Source organism: Vibrio mimicus CAIM 602 (genome assembly GCF_000338875.1).
Classification (GTDB): domain Bacteria; phylum Pseudomonadota; class Gammaproteobacteria; order Enterobacterales; family Vibrionaceae; genus Vibrio; species Vibrio mimicus.
Genome location: NZ_AOMO01000099.1, coordinates 61,958 through 79,667, shown reverse-complemented (window position 1 = coordinate 79,667; position 17,710 = coordinate 61,958). Strand labels below are relative to the sequence as shown.

Sequence of the window (17,710 nt, the reverse complement as noted above, 5' to 3'; positions counted from 1 at the left end):
GACCTTAGATTTTACATACTGCTTTCCATGACGCATCCGCGCTTGATGGCGTACTGTTAGTCCACCAATTCGCTTGCCATACAGAACCGTTGTGGATCAGTTGATCACCACCTGCCGCGTGATCGCCACGTGGAAACTCTGGATACACTTTCAAGCCATTCAGGTTGATGCCTGCATCAACACAGGATTCACCAGTACCACCTTCGTTACCATTACCACCATCGGTTGCACCTTCAAAAGCTGGCAATGTTGGGAAGTCTTTCTTCAAGCCAACCGTTTCGTTACCCACGATAAAGCGCACGCCGTTAGCCACGCCAGACACAGGTGTGTAGTACACCATATCGACGCTGTATTCACCGCCTGCAGGGATTGATTCGGTTGAGCGCAGTGTCACTGCCACTTTGTGGAACAGTTTTTTCTCACCATTCACCGAGAAGTTGCTGCCGGTATGACCACTTTCAATCACTTTCAGGCCTGCACCGCTCCAATCTTTGACGATATCACCGGTTGACGTTGGCATCAGGAATTCAATGATTGAACCGCCCGGAATCGCCACCTCAGAGTGGTTGGTGAACACTAAGGTTGGGTTGATTGGGTAGTTGCTATCGCCTTCTGGCCAGTCAGTGGTCGATACCGTAATATCAATCACCGAGTCTGGCTGTGGCAGATCGTTGTGGCGAATATCCATCGGCTCCGCCGCGGCAAACACTTCATGGGCATAAGAAGTCATGTCAGAACCGATCACGTATTCACGTTTCACCGCATCATACGAGTAGTCCCCCGCCATTTCCCAAATCATCATGCCACCTAAACCGTTATCGACGATGTAGTCCAGTTTTGGCTTCAGTGAGTCTTTATCTTCAATGCTCAGGAACACTTTTTTGGTGTCGTTCCACAGCCACGCGGTTTGCAGCTCTTGGCTCCACACACGCTCGTATTTGCCTTCAATCAGGTGTTTCGGGTTGTTTGGATCCATACCCCACGCTGGGCCATAGCTTGGCATACCGTCAATACCCAATTTTTCAGCATGCATCAGGTTCATCGCATGCCACATTGGCACCACACCGGCTTTAATTTCGTTACCGTTGGCATCCACATCATGCCAGATGTTGTCGGTACCTTCCGCACCCCAACCACAAACGGTGGTGCCTTCTGGGCATGACGATTGGTTAGGCTCAACCGCACGACCCCAAAGCCCTTTCTCACCACCGCTCACGCCTTGCCAGCCACGAGTGTAGTAAGGAATCCCCATGTTGATTTGGCTTGGTTTAAAGGCGCCACGGAAGAAGTGATGCGTCCACGCTTGGTTGAGATAGCCAATGCCTTGATATTCTGCGGTCGTGTACACGCCCCATTTAGCAAGCTCAGCATCTTTACCATCATCAAACAGTGCTGCTTGTGGGCCGACAAACTCGTTCCACGTACCATGCAGGTCGTAAGACATGATGTTGACGTAATCCAATACATCTTGCATCGCGAAGTCTTGCATACCTCGCAGCAAATAACCTGATGAAGGTGACGCGATGGTCAACATGTAACGACGGCCATCTTCTTCGCCCGCTTTATCCAGCTCTTTGCGAAGTTCGGTCATCATCACCATGTAGTTATCCCACAACTGGCCACGACACTTGTTCGACTGCTCGAAATCAATCGGGTTACCAGAATCTTTCATTGATGATGGGTATTCGTAATCGATATCCACGCCATCAAAATCGTATTGACGGATGAAATCGACTGCCGATTTGTTGAACGCCTTGATGCCTTCCATATTCACGGAACAAGAAGCCAGATCGGTCGTCATTGGATAGAAACCACCGGTTTCCGCCCAACCGCCAACAGAAATCAGCGTTTTCACATCGGGGTACTGTTTCTTAAACTTACTCAGCAGGTTGAAGTGGCCTTGGTATGGCAGTGAAGGATCCATCTCTGCACCCGGTACGTTTTCCCACGTCATCTTGGTCGCAGAATCATCGACTTGCATGCTGAAGTCAGACTTGTTGATGCTGGCAAACGCGTAGTTAATGTGGGTCAGTTTTTCCCAGGGCAGATCGCCGGCGAGGTACGCTGGCAGACCGTTTTTACCGGTACGCCATGAGGTATAATAACCGATGATACGGCGCGGGTGATCGTCACCCATACACTCAGTGCCATCTTCACGATAGATCTGTTTGATGTCACAGCTTAGGTTGCCCGTGCCCATTTCTTTGGCGTTCACTGTCACCATTGGGGTTTGCGTTTGGTGCCCTGCCGCATCGTAAGCGATCGCTTCGATGGTGTATTGACCCAAAGCCACCGGAGTCCAAGCCATTTGATATGGAGCTTGCGTGACACGGCCAATCGATTCGCCATTCACCAAAAACTCAACCGCAGTCAGGTCGCCATTGTCATCAGAAGCATTCGCAGCCAGTGTGGTGACTTTGTCCAAGAATACGCTTTGTCCGTTACGTGGATTGGTCAGTTCAATCACAGGCGCAACGGGTAGTTCTGGCTCAACTGGTGGATCAATTTCTTCGGCTTTTACGGTAATACGTACCGCTTGCTCTTTTAGCAAACCAGAAGCATCTTCCACGATGGCTTTGATGGAGTGAGCACCCTCACCAGCCGCAGTCCAATTCGCTTGGAATGGTGCTTGCTCAAGCAACGCAATCTGCTCACCATCCACCAAGAACGTGACGGTTTTCACTGTTGTGTTGGTTGCGGTAACGTTCGCCAAAATCGCAACAATTTGACCTTCAATAAATTCAGCACCTTGAACTGGTGAAGCCAGCTCTAGCGAAATTTCTGGTTCGCCCGGTTCCACTTCACCATCGGTTTCCAGAGCGATCGTGCTTTGCAACAGGCTCAGGTCAAGCACACCACTTACGCCTAAGGTAAGATCAATGCTTGCACCCGGCAGCAATTGCGTTTTTACCCAACTGCCTTGATCAAAGCTCAGCGCTAAGCGGTTGCTAAACACTGAACCTTGCGCGTTGCTGCTAAAACTCATGCTCGGGTAAGAGATGCCTTGTGCTGACCAAGAAGGTGTTGAGAGTGAAAGGTTAGTATCGAACACAATGCTCGCGTCACGCAGTTCAACTGGTTTATTACCATTGTTGGTCAGCGTGACTTTGTAGGTATTCCACCACTGGCTTTCGGTACCAACAACAGAAGCTTCACTATTGATTGCAGCCTGCGCTACAGGCATCGCCATTCCCACTGCTAATGCAAGAACGGTTGGCATTAACGTTAATGTTGATTTTTTCATCGCTATAAGACTTATTTTAGGGAGAAAATAGAGTCTTATTATAAAAAGGAAATAATTTCATTCCGTTTTACCCGGGTGTAAGTAAATGTAACGACATTTTAAACCCTTATAAAAACAATCAAACCTCCGTGTTATAGATAAATAATGAATGTTTAAAACTCGCTTTGAGATCATGGTTCAGTAAATCACTTACTCTCATTTAACAACCAATAATCAAAGCTAATTCAACCTAAAACTAAAGACAAATTATCAATGTAATTCAATAAAATAAAACAAAATAGAAATAATCAAAACTAAAGAATAGAAACATGAAGTTACATTTAAGAGTAAAATTAAATCAAAATAAAACCAGCAGAGCGATAAGCAAATAAATTCACACGCAGCTAATATAAACAATAAATATATTACTAGGTGAAATGACAGCACAATAGCGATGCCATGTAGGATTATTCTTACTATGCATTAAAAATAAACAGCCTTAATACAATGGCAATAATGAAACATATAGAAATTAATAACGAATAAAAAAAAGGCACTGTTTCCAGTGCCGACTAATACCAAATATGGGGGGAGTATTAGCAAATTTAACCTGTTTTTATAGCTTACCTTCACTACCACACAGGCGGATTTTATCCATCACTACGCGTTTCATCGCCGCTTTGCCGGGTGTGATGTATTTTCGTGGATCATTCGCATCCGGATGCTCTGCAAAATGTCCTTTTACTGCATCCGCAAAAGCAATTTTCAGCTCAGTCGCGACATTGACTTTACACACACCAAGCTCAATACAGCGACGCACCATCTCATCAGGTACACCGGAAGCTCCATGCAGCACCAAAGGAATATCTACTACCGCGCGAATTTTTTCTAAGCGGGCAAAATCAAGTCTGGGCTCGGCTTTATACAGCCCGTGAGCAGTCCCGATCGCCACTGCCAAAGAATCAATTCCCGTGCGGCGGACAAATTCAGCGGCGGAAGCCGGGTCAGTCAGCAAAGCATCGGCACTATCGACAACCAAATCATCTTCTTGCCCGCCAAGTCGCCCCAATTCCGCTTCCACGCTGGCATCAAAGCGGTGACAGAGCTGTACTACAGAGCGCACGATTTCGATGTTCTGCTCAAAAGCGTAGTGCGAGCCATCAATCATCACCGAGCGAATGCCGTGTTCGACTTTGTTCCGGATGTCTTGCAGATCTTCATGGTGATCCAAATGCAGCACAAGCGGGATCGAATGCTTATGTGCGGCTTCCTTACAGATACTGATCAGGTAGTCGGTGCCCGCGTAATCGTACGTACCCGGTGTTCCTGCCAAAATCACTGGAGAGCCCATTTCTGACGCGGTTTCCACCACCACTTGCACGGTTTCAAGGTTATGAATATTGAATGCAGGAACCGCATAACCACCGAGTTGAGCGCGTTTTAACATTTCACGAGAAGAAATTAGATACATAGAGCCTCCTGGTGAGGGGAAGCCATGGCATCAAATACCAAGCGACCTTTCACCCACGTTTTTTCAATTGAGAAATCGGAACTGATGGCGACCATGGAAGCGTATTTACCCACTTCCAATGTGCCGAGTTGATCTTGAATGCCTAAGGATTTGGCAGGAGTGAGTGACGCCATCAGCCACGCTTGCTCAAACGACAAATTGAGCCAATGCTGAATGTTCTTTACCCCATCAAACAGGGTTAAGGTGCTGCCAGCCAGTCCTCCAGACTGAGTGGTGACAACGCCTTGCTTCATCTCGACTTGATATTCCCCTAGGGTGTATTGCCCATCGGGCATGCCTGTGGCGCACATTGCATCGGTGATGAGTGTCATGCGTGAGCCGCAGCAGCGATGTGCTACCTCAATAGCCGCAGGATGTACATGATGACCGTCCGCAATCATTTCCACATAACATTCTGGGTGTAACAGCCCTGCCCCAACCACACCGGGATCGCGGTGATGTAGTCCACGCATGCCGTTGTAACAATGCACTATCCCTTTTGCTCCCGCGTCTAGCGCGAGTTGCACCTGATCGTAACTGGCATCACTATGACCAAGCATGACTTTTACGCCATGCGCATCGAGATAACGAATGGCCTCAATCGCGCCGGATTTTTCCGGAGCTAATGCTACTTTGAGTAGTTGGTTATCGCTGTAAGAGATCCAGCCATCCAGTTCTTCTAATGCCAGCTCACGAAACCATTGAGGTGGGTGGGCGCCTTTATGCTTCTCTGTGAAATAAGGCCCTTCCAGATACGCACCAAGAATCTCAGCACCTGCAACACCCTTTTGCTTACTTTTCGCCACTTGAGTTAATGCTGCCCGAATTTTGGCAGTGGGCGCAGTGATCGTCGTGGCCACAAAAGCCGTCACACCTAAGCTGGCAAAATAGTGTGACATGGTATCAAGGCTTTCATGCGTCGCATCCATCACGTCACATCCTTTGCTGCCATGCACATGGCTATCAATCAGGCCAGGCAACAAGTCTACTTGGCCTAAATTCACCGCATCACAATGACACTGCGCATCATAGGCTTCGATGGCAGTGATCAGGCCTCTCTCATCGACAGTGACAACGGCATCTTGCCGCCACTGCTCATTATGCAATACGCGCTGAGCGCGAAAACTTTTGGGTTTAGATACCATCTTCTTCTACCACCGTGCTGGTTGATGTTTCTTCTGCCATTTCAGTCGCTAAGCAGGTAATGCCCCGATGTCCACACTCCAATGCAAGATTGCGAAACTCCACCAGTGACAACGCATCTCGCTCAAGCAACATTTCTGCTGCCATTTGCATGTTGGTTCCGGTCACAACTTCGATATCTTCTCGCTCCATACTGAGCAGCGATGCTATGCGAAACGGTGTGCCACCGAGCAAGTCGGTGAGAAAAACAATGCCATCTCCCGAATCGATCTCTTCCATGGCTTGGCGCATAGCGACATCAAGCTGTGGTGTGGTCATCTGCTCTGGAAAATCGATGAACCGAAACTGTGGTTGCTCACCAATCACCTGATTCACCGCCTGCGCCATTCCAGAAGCAAAAGCCCCATGACCAGATAAAATTACCGCTAGCATATTGGTCTCCTTGGTTGGGGCTGGCATGCCAACCCCGTGATTACTGGTTTATCTCGCTAGGTTAGAGGAAGCCCATAAAACGTCCGGCTACCCCTAATATCACGGTGATCAAGATGAGTTTCAGTGGACTCCAGCCACGTTTTACCAGCGCATACATGGCTAAGGTGTAAACCAGTGGCAAGAAGGCAGGCATCAACTTATCAATCACATCGGCTTGTAGTTTCACCACCGCATCCCCCGCGGTAATTTCCGCAGTGGTGGAGAGGCGAACATAAGTGGCTACCAAGGCGCCAATCACAGTCATCCCCACCATGGAAGCAGCATGGCCGACTTTCTTGGTGTTGGCTTTGATCATCGGAATGGCCGCTACCCCCATCCGGTAGGCGTAGTGTGCTAGACCAAAACGCAGACCAAAGTGCACTACGTTAAACAGCACGAAGAAGAACACCGCACCCATGATGGAGCCTTGCAGCGCAAGGTCAGCGCCAATACCGCCACAGATAGGCAGCAAGGTAAGCCAGAACATGGCATCACCGATCCCACCCATCGGTGCACCCACCGCAATTTTGGTACTTTGGATACTGTTGACGTTTTGTTTGGAACGTTCCATCGCCAGTACAATGCCCATCACGAAGGTGACCAAGAATGGGTGGGTATTGAAGAAACCCATATGTCCCTGCATGGCTTTAGAAAGATCCGCTTTATTGGTGTGGATCTTTTTCAACGCAGGCAATAAACCATATAACCAGCCTGAAGCTTGCATACGTTCAAAGTTGAATGAGGCTTGCAGCAAGAGTGAACGCCACGCCATAGTGTTGATATCTGCTTTGGTTAACTCCGCACCAATGGCTTTATCCTCATACTCATCTGCTGCCACGCCGAGAGCTGGGTTTACCTCTGGATTCACATCACCCAGATCCATTGATTTGATTGCATCAGATTCCATCTTCAAGATCCTCAGTTTTAGCGGTCACAGGGGTAGGTTCGGATTTGCGCATAAAGTCGATGATAGCCATCGCAGTAGCCGCCGCCGCAATCGCCAAAATTGGCAGTTTAAGCCATGCCGCAGCGACAAAACCTAAGATGAAATACGGGATGTAAGCGTTTTTCATCATGATCTTCATCAGCACTGCAAAACCAATCGCAGGCATGATGCCACCGGCAACGCCTAAGCCATCAATCAGCTCATTCGGCAATGCTGCAACCATGGCTCCGGCATGTTCAGCGCCAAGGTAGATGGGTAAGAAAGCACATAAGAAGTAGAAGATACCGAGCACTACAAGTGCCAAGTAGTTCACCCGCTCAATACCTCGGGTATCCGCGTTTTGAGCATATTCATCGCACTTCGACATCACCGCGGACATGGCGGAGAACAGCAAGGTGATCCCCATCTGTACTGCGACCGCAAAAGGCACCGCAACACCTACTGCCACGTTAGGTTCCACCTTAGTGGTGATGGCGAAAGTCGTGCCGACAATGGTGCCGATGATAACGTTGGGTGGCTGAGCACCGGCCAGAGGTGCCAAGCCCATCCAGATCAGTTCTAAGGTACCGCCCACCAAAATACCGGTTTGCAGATCACCTAAGATCAGACCCACGAGTGGCCCTAAAACAACAGGCCGGTGGAAGTGTGTAAGGCCATTGAACAGGTCAAGACCAGCCAGAAAGGCCAGTATGCCCAGCATCAACGCCTGAAAGAGTCCAATTTCCATAATAGATGTCCTTTATCAGAGTAGAGTGAAGAGGTCAGTTGCACTTTCTGTCGGGACGCCTTGAATCGTGCAGCGCACACCGAGTGCTTTGAGTTGTTGAAAATCCGCCACGTCTTCGGCATCGACCGAAACCGTTTTAGAAATCTGCTTTTTACCGTCGGCGTAATGCATGTTGCCAACATTAATCGCCTTAATCGGAACGCCCCCTTCCACAAGACGTCGAAAATCTTTAGGAGTGCGACATACCACTAGGATGCGCTGACGATCCGAAGCTTTATGAATGGTGTCGATGGTCTTTTGTACTGTCCAAAAACGAATGGCGATCCCATCGGCCAGCACCATTTCCATCAGGCTTTGCTGCATCGTGTCTTCCGCCACTTCATCGTTGACTACCACCACTATGTTGGCATCCGCAAACCCAACCCATTGCACGCCAACTTGGCCGTGCACCAAACGTTCATCAATTCGACTGAGTACAATATTCGGCATGATCATTTCCTTATTGATTCAAAATAGGTTGCTGTGGATAGGGGTAAATCGTGACACCTTGCACGACACGGTTAACTTCTCCGGTTGGGCATGGGTTATCAGGACCCAAACCAAGCTGGAGCGATTTTTCAAACGCCAACATCTGGCAAAACAGGATGTAAGGGAAACAGAGCCAGCGATCGCCAAGGCCAAGGTGCCCAAGTTCAAACACGTCATCTTCGTTGAGTGGGGTTTCGGTCAGTACGACATGGCACAACGCTCGGTTATCGCGGCGAATCTCCCAGAGCAGATCCATATCGTATTGGCGGGTGTAGTTGTCACTCGAAAGCAGTTGAATCACCAAGGCTTGGTTATTGATGGCAAATTTAGGCCCGTGACGAAAACCGAGTGAAGAATCAAACGTCGTCATCACTTTGCCTGCACTCAGTTCTAATGATTTGAGCGAAGCCTCGCGCGCCAACCCAGAAAAACCGCCGCTGCCAAGAACAATTAGGCGCTCATAAGGCAATGCAGCCAACTGTTTAATGGCCTCAGGCCACTGCACTAGTTTGCTTTCACACAACTCAGCCGTCGCTTGAATCGCGTGTTGAGAAGCGGCTCCCAGCAGTACCAGCGTCGACATCAACATGCAGCTAAAGCTGGAGGTCATGGCAAAACTTTTGTCATTCGAACCTTCGGGCATCAGCACACACAGGGCATTCGAGGCTTGCTGAGCGTAACGAGATAATCCCCCTTCCCCATTGCAGGTTAAGAACAGGTGATAACACTTTTTGACTCGCTGATCCGCCAGCTCTACCGCTGCCACACTTTCCGGGCTATTGCCGGAGCGAGCGTAGGAAATCAGTAAGGTCGGGCTATCCGTATCCAGATACAGAGCAGGGTTAGAAACCAAATCCGTGGTTGGGATGGATTCCACTTGAAAATTCAATTCAGGTTGGAGAAACGGCACGGCAGCATCGCCGACAAAGGCAGAAGTCCCCGCCCCCGTGAGAATAATACGCAGATCATCGCGCTTTAATAACGGGGCAAGAAAAGCTTCAATGCTTTGCGCTTGCTGCTGCAAATTCTCCGCTAATGCTCGCCAGAGTGCAGGCTGATGGGAGATCTCTTTTGCCGTATGGATAGCGTTATGCTCGGCAAGCCAAGTGGATGAATAACCCAAAAAAGTTGTCATTAAATCGTCTCCTTACAAACTGCCGCATTGCGGTAACAGGCATCGGAATAGAGCTGAGTGACTTCCATAATTTTGTGAATGATGATCTCAGCGGGATGATTGGCGATGTGCTGCTGTGCAATCGCCCGAGCCTGATTCGGCAGGTATTGGCTTAACAAAGTGGTGGGTAATGGTTTTTCGATCAGATGAGCAAACAGAGCTTGCTGCGCCGCTTGCACTTCAGGGTGTGTCCAGTAGTAACGAATGCGGTCACTTAGGCTGTAATTACAATCAAGAAATTGCTGATGCCCTTTACTTTGATAGTGAGTGCGCCAGTAATTCGGCTGCTCATGCATCACTTGCTCAATGGTGTCACGCAAGTGTGATGCTTGATGCACGCCAATCCACTCTTTCTCGGCGGCGTCTAGGGCAAACAGGGCTTCACGCAGGGCGAAAGTCAGCGCGGGCCCTACTTTCAAAATCGCGAAGTGATCTCGAATCAGCTCATGGTATGCCTGCGGGTTTTGGTAATCGGTTGAGTGCGCTTCAAACACCAGATGCGGCTGGCTTTCAATCATCTTACTCAGCGCTTGGGCTTTATCGCTTTGGTAGTGATGTACTTGGTGATGGTCAAACTCCACGCCCGGCTGTACCACCAAACCAATGACCCGAGGCCAAACAGAATCTAAACCCAAATTACTGAAAGCTTGGCGATGGGCATCCAACGTAGCGAGTGCTTGCTCTGGCTGCGTGACTTGCAACTCATGTTCTTGCAGTGATTCCAGTGCCCCACCCGGTGTAGGTACTTCGGTTCCAATCACATACAAAGGCGCTTCTCCACCACGGCTTTTCCATGCTTGTTCAGCCACCATACAAAGCTGCGCGGCACGCTCCGCCATCACGGTTTCACTCAGTGGAATCACGTCACCTTCACAGGCCATTGAGCAGTCCAGATGAATTTTGCCAAACCCAGCGCTCACATAGTCATGAATGAGCTGCGTGGAATACTCCATTGCTTTTCTGGCGGGTAAATGCTGCCAGCAGTTCGGGCCAAGATGATCACCGCCCAAAATCATCCGTTCTTTCGGGAAGTTCAAACGCGCAGCTAAAGTAAAGACATGATCGGCAAACACTTGTGGTGTCATCCCTGTGTAACCACCAAACTGGTTCACTTGGTTTGATGTCGCTTCAATCAGCACCAACTGACCATCTCGTTCCGCTTGTTTGATCGCCGCTTCCAATACCAGTGGATGCGCAGAACACACCGAGTAGATGCCCTTGGCTTGGCCTTGTTTATGTTGCTGAATTAAAGAAAGTAGCGTTTTCATGGTCTGTCCTAGTTCAACTTACGGGGTTGGGAAATTTGGTCAGCGAGGATGACGTTCACCCCCATCTCAAGGAGTGACTGATGAGTGGCATGTGGAATATGGCTGTCAGTCACCAGCACATCGATCTGGTTTGCTGCGCGGATCATGCAAAAGCTTTTGCGACCAAATTTGCTGGAATCGGTCACGGCGATCACCTGTCTCGCAACATCGCACATGGCTCGATTCACTTGGGCTTCGTGGTTATCTGGCGTAGTAATGCCTGCTTGCAGGTCGAAACCATCAACGCCTAAAAACAACTTATCAAACAGGTAGGAGCGAATTTGATGCTCACCGTGATGACCTGTAAGTGAGCAAGAAGCGCGGCGTAAACTGCCTCCAATTACATGCAGTTCCACATTTTCGTTGTGGCTAAGTTGGTATGCGGTGTTGAGCGCATTGGTCATTACCACCAATTTTTTCTGGGTTAGATGTTGTGGCATCAAAGCAATAGTCGAACCCGAGTCGAGAATGATGGCTTCACCATCGCCTATCAGTTGTACTGCGGCGAAAGCGATCATCTGTTTGATATCGCGGTTTAGCTGATCTTTTCGGTACAAAGGCTGGTCAAACGCGAAGTTAGGGTTAAGGTTCGCACCACCGTAACAGCGAAATACACAGCCTTCTTTTTCCAGCAAATTGAGGTCATGGCGGATAGTGACGGCGGAAACATTGAAGGTCAGTGCGAAATCATCCACTTTACCTGTGCCGTGTTGCAGGATATGAGACATTATTCGCTGTCGACGTTCTGCGCTGGTCATCATTTTCCTCCCTCCCTTTCGCGACTTTCGGTTAGCCTCACAAAGCTTTCGCTTCCTTCTGTTTTTATTTAATCAGGGGCAGATTTAGAAAAATGAAAGCCAGATCACAGCCAAAAACCTTTCGATTTGGCATTAAAAAGCCTTTCGATTTACAAGGAGTGAAAGATTTTTCTTTCGATGATTGAGTAGGAAAAAGTGGTTAATCGGCGGAAATCAAAGGAAAGAAGGGGAATGAAAATGAAAGGGAAAGCAGTGGTCAAAAAAGAATCAGAATTTCACATTGCAACCTGCGTGAGATCACATTTTGTGAAAGAGAGCCAAAAATAAAGCGAAGACATCACCCAAGAAAATAGGAGTGGTTTGGAAAGAAATAAGGCTGGAATTAAAGCTGATCGACCAAACGAACATCCACACCCATCGCCGTCAATTCACGTCGATAATCCTCAGGAATCCCGCTATCAGTGATGAGCATATCGAGCTGTTCTGGGCGAGCAATCAAGCAGAAACTTTGCCGATTAAATTTTGAAGAGTCCATCACCGCTATCACCATTTGTGCCACTTCAACCATTTTGCGGTTAATACTGGCCTCACCGGCATGTGGCGTCGTCACACCCGCCAGCTTATCTAAACCATCAACACCTAAAAACAACTTATTAAAACGAAACAGTCCCAGTAGTGCTTCACTCGATTCACCATGTAACGAATACGAGTTCTTGCGCATTAAGCCCCCGGTCACAATCACTTCAATATTGTCGTGATTCGCTAAGTGATAGGCGATGTTGATGGCGTTGGTCATCACTTTGAGCTGTTTTTTATCGGTCAGATGAAAAGCGATCTGTTCCGTGGTCGAGCCGGAATCAAGGATTAACGTGTCACCATCTTCAACTAAAGATGCCGCATACGCCCCCAACTGGCTTTTGATGTCCTGATTGAGCTGCTTTTTATCTTGCAGCGGTTGGTCAAACGCAAATTGCGTATTAATCAGCGCACCACCGTAGCAACGAGTTACACAGCCTTTTTTCTCAAGAATATTCAGATCATGGCGAATAGTGACTTCCGACACCTGAAACTGCTCAGCAAAATAACTCACCGAACCACTTTGATGGTGTTGAATATATTTCAGAATCGCATCTCTACGCTGGATCGACGTCATAATATTGATCTTAGATAAGATTGAGGTGGTCTGAGTTTACCAGTTGAATCAGAGTGACACTACGCTCTGCGACTCATTCAGCGATGTTGTTTCACACTTTCCTGACACTATCCCAGAGAAATCACCACGATGCAGAAGCACGATTTGGCAGCCAAAATGAGATAAGCGTTGTCAGCACTAAGAATCCGAACGAGACCCAAAGACAAGCCGCAAGACCCCAAAGCTGAAAGACCCAGCCGGATAATATCGTGCCGATTAAGCGCCCCATCGCATTCGCCATGTAGTAAAAGCCCACATCGAGCGACACGCCATCGTCTTTGGCATAGCTGACTATCAAGTACGAATGCAATGAAGAGTTCACCGCAAATACCGCGCCAAACAGCATGAGTCCACCGATGATCACCACTTCTGGGTGCCATTGCATCTGCACACCGTAAGCAATAAGCCCCGTGACCAACGACAGTACCAATGCCCAACCAATGGCGGCTCGCCCTGCGGGTGGATGCTCCGATTTGCTGCCCGTGATTTTCGGCGCGAATCCTTGAATCACGCCGTAACCAATCACCCAAAGCGCCAGAAAGCCCCCCACAGCACTGTGATCCCAACCAAATACGCTGCCTAAATAGATAGGCAGTGCGATGACAAACCACACATCTCGCGCACCAAACAGAAATAGCCGTGCCGCCGACAGAATGTTCACACTCGGCGATTTAGAGAAAATATCGGAAAACTTGGGCTTGTTCTTGGCCTTGCCGAGATCAGATTTCAAACTCATGACGCTGCCAATGAAAACCAATACCAGCACAGCTGCCATGGCAGCAACCGCGTACTGGAAACCGATCAAGGACAACAACGCACCACCCAAGAAGAATCCAGCGCCTTTTAGGGCATTCTTTGACCCTGTCAGTATCGCAATCCACTTAAACAGCGCGCCTTGTGCATTTTCTGGCACTAAGGTTTTGATGGCGCTTTTGGCACTCATCTTATTGAGATCTTTCGCGATGCCCGACAATGCTTGCGCAGCCATCACCCAAGGAATGGTTAACCAGCTTGCTGGGACTGCCAGCATCAAGAGTGCGATGATTTGCAAACCAAGACCGATGTTCATGGTGCGATTCAGCCCCAACCGAGCCCCAAGCCACCCGCCAATTAAGTTGGTCACAACACCAAAAAATTCATAGAACAGAAACAGCGAGGCAATCGCCAAGCTGGAGTAGCCTAAATCATAGAAATAGAGCACCACCAACATGCGCAGCGCCCCATCAGTCAGGGTAAAGTTCCAGTAGTTGAACGTCACAAGCATGTACTGACGAACATTGGCATTCAGTTGGGACAACATAAACACTCTCTTAAAAAGAGCCGCTTATGCGGCTCTTTGCTCTGGTTATGAATTCACGAGCTGTTGGACGTACTCTACTTGCACTTCTTTGGTAAAAGCACCCGGTCTTAATGCTTGCACCTGCGTAATGATGCTTTCCAGCGGCCAACCTTTTTCCAACAGCAGATGCGCTGCCAGCAGGCCAGTACGACCCGAACCGCCCATACAATGCAAAGCGACTTTTTCACCTCGGCTCAGCGCCTGATGCAAAGCCGGTGAGCACTGTTGCCAATCTTGCGCAAAGGCGGCATCCGGCGCGCAATCGTCTTCAATCGGCGCATGAAACCACTGTAATCCGGCTTTTTCGACTTCCGCAGGTAGCTCAGCGACACCATGCTGCTCCATTTCTTCATGGCTCAGCGCCGTCACTACAGCCGAAACCCCTTGCGCTTTCAGTTGGGCAATACTTTCCGACAGTGGTGTGCCTTTGGTTCCCGGACAAGGCGTGAGCACTAAACTCGCCTGATTTTCTGCTATCGGTAATTCCCAAGTTGGATGCGTCATTTTTTACTACTCCTTATGCCAAACCGACTTTACGAACTAATTCCGAGGTACGCGTGGCGTAACCCATTTCGTTGTCATACCAAGCGTAGATTTTCACCATTCGCTTACCAACGACCATGGTGGAGAGCGCATCAACAATCGTTGAACGTTGATCGCCTTGGTAATCAATCGACACCAGTGGACGCTCTTCAAAACCCAGAATGCCCTTAAGCTCGTTTTCTGAAGCTTGTTTTAAAAGCTGATTGATCTCTTCCACCGTCGTATCACGCTCCACATCAAAAATGATGTCGGTTAACGAGGCATTCGCCAGCGGTACACGTACTGCATGTCCATCAATCTTGCCTTTCAGATCCGGGAAAATTTCGATAATCGCTTTGGCAGAACCGGTCGTAGTGGGGATCAGGCTCATACCGCAAGCACGCGCACGACGTAAGTCTTTATGCGGAGCATCCAAAATGGTTTGCGTATTGGTTAGGTTATGAATGGTGGTAAAAGAGGCTTGCGCAATACCCAGTTTTTCGTGGATCACTTTCACCACAGGGGCAATACAGTTGGTGGTACAAGAAGCAGCAGTAACAATGCGATGTTGTTCAGGATTGAAGATGTGATCGTTAACCCCCACCACGATATTGGCGATCCCTTCTTCTTTGACGGGAGCTGAAACGACTACACGCTTCACTCCTTGTGCCAAATACTGGTTCAAGAATTCGCCTTTACGGTGCTTACCCGTGGCCTCAATCACCACATCACAGCCCGACCAATCCACTGCATCAATCGCTTTTTCTTGTGTTGCGCGAATGCGTTTGCCGTTGATCAGGATCGCATCAGCTTCACAGCTCACGGCATGGTGCCAACGACCTTGTACCGAATCGAATTCTAAAAGGTGTGCCAATGTTGCAGCATCGCCCGCCACATCATTGATCTGTACAAATTCAATCTCAGGCCAATCAAACGAAGCTCTCAGAGCCAAACGCCCAATACGACCAAATCCATTAATTCCGACTTTGATTGCCATCTTCCTTTTTCCTCTAAACCTTTTTATCTAAATACAGCACTGGGGACGAGATGCCATCTCGGCTAAGCGCTGAATATCTTGCTGGTATTCTTGTTTAAGACAGTTGGACTCCACCAACCCTCGGATCTGCTTGCGCATCCATCCCGGAAGTTGATCGGAAATACGGTAAAACACCCACTGCCCCTGACGGATATCGACCACCACGCCGCTGGCACGCAGCAACGCCAAATGGCGGGAAATTTTCGGCTGACTCTCATTCAAGGCTTCGGTTAATTCTGCAACACAAACCTTCTTTTCCCGAGCAATCATCAGTAAGCAGCGCACTCGCGTTTCATCGGCGAGTAATTTGAAAAACTGGTGAGGTAACATAACCAACTCCAATACATATGGATATGCGTATATCCTATTCTTAAAAATGCTTCTGTCAACGAGAAAAATCGTGAGTGGGTGTCACTCATAAACTACCGCTCCTAAACTAAACGCATGATGAGTTTAAAGTGACTGAAGTTTTTAAAAGACTACGGCGGTGTGTTTCAGGTTTAAAAGAAAATCTTCAGAAAGCCCAAATATAAGCTTGTGAGTCAACACTTTATCTTGGGTAAATCCTACCAGCAGGTGGCGTACTGAGGTGTTAGCATGTCACGCCGCATTGCCCATTTTTGAGTAATGCCTTGTGCTGCGAGGAAAAAAGTATCGGTTGGAGGCCCAAATAGAACCTTATTGCGATAAGGCCACGTGCCCTAACGTTAGAGCTGTTTTCATTTCATCGTATTACTTCATTCTTTGTCTGATATCTGCTCATTTTTAACGGCAGCATCCAGAGAGATGCTGCCAAGACACGACATAGAAGATTTCAGTGTTAGTCAAAAAGACGACCTTAATCTGACATTGGGTATGTTTGCACCTTGGTCAATAGATCACTCATCCTAACATCCTCTTTTCTAATAAAATTTTGAAAGGCTCCAATGCACCTTCTGTTTGATGCTTGCTGATTTGCATTGGCCATCGGGTTGGGAAGTTAGCTAGCATTGAGTAAGTGCTACGGTAGTCAAAACCATGAACTGCAGCTTCGTTAGAGTCTGCTGCAAAAAGGACCTTACTAATTCCCGAATACATCGCATTCAGATAGCACATGGCGCAGGGTTCACCGGAAGCAACAATGTCAGGCCGCGTAGATGTGGCTTTTTCGTGTTTTTGCACGCATCTCGAATGGCTTCCACTTCAGCATGCGCAGTGGGATCATTATTCTCCAAAACCCTGTTAACCCCTCTTCCCAATATCTCGCCCTTGTCATTGATTACAAAAGCCGTGAATGGAATACCTCCAGCATTCACATGCTCCTTTGAGAACTCGACAACTTCACTCATGCGCTGATCTATGATGGTATGGTTCTTACACATTGTTTTTCTCCTGAAAGCCAACCAAATGGCAGACCCTAGCATTCAGGGTCTGCTCAAGGTGTTGTCACATTACTGAATAGCCAGCTTGTGCTCTTTTTCTTGAAGCTTTTCGCTGCTGGAGAGTTTTAGCCAAATAACACCAAGGATGATGACTGCGAGCCAGAAAGCCTGCGCAAGAGTTAACATCTGGTCGAAGACAAATGCACCGAATACAGAAGCACCGATTGCACCAATCCCAGCCCAAACGGCATAGCCGATACCGACATCAATGGTTTTAAGGCTCACACTCAGGCAATACAGGGTTAACAGGAAGAAAATCGCTGCCGAAATTGACCAACTGAGAACAGTAAATGCTTCGCTGCCACCAACACTGAGTGCGTAACCAATTTCAAAGATCCCGGCAAGGATCAGCATTAACCATGCATGCGTGTTACTTGATTTCTTAATCGAAGAAGTCATATTTATTTCCTTTT

Annotated in this window: 17 protein-coding genes and 1 pseudogene; all 18 read right to left on the bottom strand. The window is 48.4% G+C overall.

What is annotated here, in order from left to right:
* Nucleotides 1-4: 4 nt before the first annotated feature.
* Complete coding sequence (locus tag D908_RS00500) at nt 5-3,220, bottom strand: glycosyl hydrolase family 18 protein (RefSeq protein WP_005527831.1); 3,216 nt, start codon at nt 3,218-3,220, stop codon at nt 5-7.
* A gap of 619 nt (nt 3,221-3,839) precedes the next feature.
* Nucleotides 3,840-4,694, bottom strand: coding sequence for a tagatose bisphosphate family class II aldolase (locus tag D908_RS00505; RefSeq protein WP_005527829.1), 855 nt, complete (start codon nt 4,692-4,694; stop codon nt 3,840-3,842).
* Nucleotides 4,685-5,878 carry an N-acetylglucosamine-6-phosphate deacetylase gene (nagA, locus tag D908_RS00510; RefSeq protein ID WP_005527828.1) on the bottom strand — a complete coding sequence of 398 codons (1,194 nt, stop codon included), beginning with the start codon at nt 5,876-5,878 and terminating at the stop codon, nt 4,685-4,687. Before nagA ends, D908_RS00505 begins: the two co-directional genes overlap by 10 nt.
* Nucleotides 5,868-6,308: a PTS galactosamine/N-acetylgalactosamine transporter subunit IIA gene (agaF, locus tag D908_RS00515; protein ID WP_000881641.1), complete on the bottom strand. Its 441-nt coding sequence runs from the start codon at nt 6,306-6,308 to the stop codon at nt 5,868-5,870. The genes nagA and agaF overlap by 11 nt, the downstream gene beginning before the upstream one ends.
* A gap of 61 nt (nt 6,309-6,369) precedes the next feature.
* Nucleotides 6,370-7,254, bottom strand: a complete 885-nt coding sequence (gene agaE, locus D908_RS00520; protein ID WP_005527826.1) for a PTS N-acetylgalactosamine transporter subunit IID — start codon at nt 7,252-7,254, stop codon at nt 6,370-6,372.
* Complete coding sequence (agaW, locus tag D908_RS00525; protein WP_005527823.1) at nt 7,244-8,020, bottom strand: PTS N-acetylgalactosamine transporter subunit IIC; 777 nt, start codon at nt 8,018-8,020, stop codon at nt 7,244-7,246. Before agaW ends, agaE begins: the two co-directional genes overlap by 11 nt.
* A gap of 15 nt (nt 8,021-8,035) precedes the next feature.
* Nucleotides 8,036-8,509, bottom strand: a complete 474-nt coding sequence (gene agaV, locus D908_RS00530) for a PTS N-acetylgalactosamine transporter subunit IIB (RefSeq protein WP_005527820.1) — start codon at nt 8,507-8,509, stop codon at nt 8,036-8,038.
* Between the two features lie 10 nt (nt 8,510-8,519).
* Nucleotides 8,520-9,683: an SIS domain-containing protein gene (locus D908_RS00535; protein WP_005527819.1), complete on the bottom strand. Its 1,164-nt coding sequence runs from the start codon at nt 9,681-9,683 to the stop codon at nt 8,520-8,522.
* Nucleotides 9,683-10,990 carry a D-tagatose-bisphosphate aldolase, class II, non-catalytic subunit gene (locus tag D908_RS00540; protein ID WP_005527817.1) on the bottom strand — a complete coding sequence of 436 codons (1,308 nt, stop codon included), beginning with the start codon at nt 10,988-10,990 and terminating at the stop codon, nt 9,683-9,685. The genes D908_RS00535 and D908_RS00540 overlap by 1 nt, the downstream gene beginning before the upstream one ends.
* Nucleotides 10,991-10,998: 8 nt before the next feature.
* Nucleotides 10,999-11,787, bottom strand: coding sequence for a transcriptional repressor AgaR (gene agaR, locus D908_RS00545; protein WP_005527815.1), 789 nt, complete (start codon nt 11,785-11,787; stop codon nt 10,999-11,001).
* 382 nt (nt 11,788-12,169) lie between these two features.
* Nucleotides 12,170-12,940 (bottom strand): transcriptional repressor AgaR, encoded by a 771-nt coding sequence (agaR, locus tag D908_RS00550; RefSeq protein WP_005527813.1) that lies wholly within the window; start codon nt 12,938-12,940, stop codon nt 12,170-12,172.
* Between the two features lie 121 nt (nt 12,941-13,061).
* The gene (gene arsJ / locus D908_RS00555; protein WP_005527811.1) at nt 13,062-14,279 is read right to left on the bottom strand and encodes an organoarsenical effux MFS transporter ArsJ; all 1,218 of its coding nucleotides are present in this window, start codon (nt 14,277-14,279) and stop codon (nt 13,062-13,064) included.
* Between the two features lie 45 nt (nt 14,280-14,324).
* A complete protein-coding gene (locus tag D908_RS00560; protein ID WP_005527809.1) occupies nt 14,325-14,822 on the bottom strand; it encodes a cyclin-dependent kinase inhibitor 3 family protein in 498 nt (165 codons plus the stop codon).
* 13 nt (nt 14,823-14,835) lie between these two features.
* Nucleotides 14,836-15,837, bottom strand: a complete 1,002-nt coding sequence (locus D908_RS00565) for an ArsJ-associated glyceraldehyde-3-phosphate dehydrogenase (protein ID WP_005527807.1) — start codon at nt 15,835-15,837, stop codon at nt 14,836-14,838.
* A gap of 27 nt (nt 15,838-15,864) precedes the next feature.
* Nucleotides 15,865-16,206 carry a metalloregulator ArsR/SmtB family transcription factor gene (locus D908_RS00570; RefSeq protein WP_005527806.1) on the bottom strand — a complete coding sequence of 114 codons (342 nt, stop codon included), beginning with the start codon at nt 16,204-16,206 and terminating at the stop codon, nt 15,865-15,867.
* A 236-nt stretch (nt 16,207-16,442) separates the two neighbouring features.
* Nucleotides 16,443-16,535: pseudogene (locus tag D908_RS21235) on the bottom strand (DUF4113 domain-containing protein); the annotation flags it as partial.
* 423 nt (nt 16,536-16,958) lie between these two features.
* A complete protein-coding gene (locus D908_RS22845) occupies nt 16,959-17,237 on the bottom strand; it encodes a deaminase (protein WP_005527804.1) in 279 nt (92 codons plus the stop codon).
* 69 nt (nt 17,238-17,306) lie between these two features.
* Nucleotides 17,307-17,696 (bottom strand): DMT family transporter, encoded by a 390-nt coding sequence (locus D908_RS00575; protein ID WP_000204232.1) that lies wholly within the window; start codon nt 17,694-17,696, stop codon nt 17,307-17,309.
* Between the last annotated feature and the right edge of the window lie 14 nt (nt 17,697-17,710).

Excerpts from the sequence above, each read along its gene's own strand:
- D908_RS00500 (WP_005527831.1), bottom strand. The coding sequence starts at position 3,220 with ATGCCAACCGTTCTTGCATTAGCAGTGGGAATGGCGATGCCTGTAGCG.
- D908_RS00505 (WP_005527829.1), bottom strand. The coding sequence starts at position 4,694 with ATGTATCTAATTTCTTCTCGTGAAATGTTAAAACGCGCTCAACTCGGT.
- nagA (WP_005527828.1), bottom strand. The coding sequence starts at position 5,878 with ATGGTATCTAAACCCAAAAGTTTTCGCGCTCAGCGCGTATTGCATAAT.
- agaF (WP_000881641.1), bottom strand. The coding sequence starts at position 6,308 with ATGCTAGCGGTAATTTTATCTGGTCATGGGGCTTTTGCTTCTGGAATG.
- agaE (WP_005527826.1), bottom strand. The coding sequence starts at position 7,254 with ATGGAATCTGATGCAATCAAATCAATGGATCTGGGTGATGTGAATCCA.
- agaW (WP_005527823.1), bottom strand. The coding sequence starts at position 8,020 with ATGGAAATTGGACTCTTTCAGGCGTTGATGCTGGGCATACTGGCCTTT.
- agaV (WP_005527820.1), bottom strand. The coding sequence starts at position 8,509 with ATGCCGAATATTGTACTCAGTCGAATTGATGAACGTTTGGTGCACGGC.
- D908_RS00535 (WP_005527819.1), bottom strand. The coding sequence starts at position 9,683 with ATGACAACTTTTTTGGGTTATTCATCCACTTGGCTTGCCGAGCATAAC.
- D908_RS00540 (WP_005527817.1), bottom strand. The coding sequence starts at position 10,990 with ATGAAAACGCTACTTTCTTTAATTCAGCAACATAAACAAGGCCAAGCC.
- agaR (WP_005527815.1), bottom strand. The coding sequence starts at position 11,787 with ATGACCAGCGCAGAACGTCGACAGCGAATAATGTCTCATATCCTGCAA.
- agaR (WP_005527813.1), bottom strand. The coding sequence starts at position 12,940 with ATGACGTCGATCCAGCGTAGAGATGCGATTCTGAAATATATTCAACAC.
- arsJ (WP_005527811.1), bottom strand. The coding sequence starts at position 14,279 with ATGTTGTCCCAACTGAATGCCAATGTTCGTCAGTACATGCTTGTGACG.
- D908_RS00560 (WP_005527809.1), bottom strand. The coding sequence starts at position 14,822 with ATGACGCATCCAACTTGGGAATTACCGATAGCAGAAAATCAGGCGAGT.
- D908_RS00565 (WP_005527807.1), bottom strand. The coding sequence starts at position 15,837 with ATGGCAATCAAAGTCGGAATTAATGGATTTGGTCGTATTGGGCGTTTG.
- D908_RS00570 (WP_005527806.1), bottom strand. The coding sequence starts at position 16,206 with ATGTTACCTCACCAGTTTTTCAAATTACTCGCCGATGAAACGCGAGTG.
- D908_RS22845 (WP_005527804.1), bottom strand. The coding sequence starts at position 17,237 with ATGTGTAAGAACCATACCATCATAGATCAGCGCATGAGTGAAGTTGTC.
- D908_RS00575 (WP_000204232.1), bottom strand. The coding sequence starts at position 17,696 with ATGACTTCTTCGATTAAGAAATCAAGTAACACGCATGCATGGTTAATG.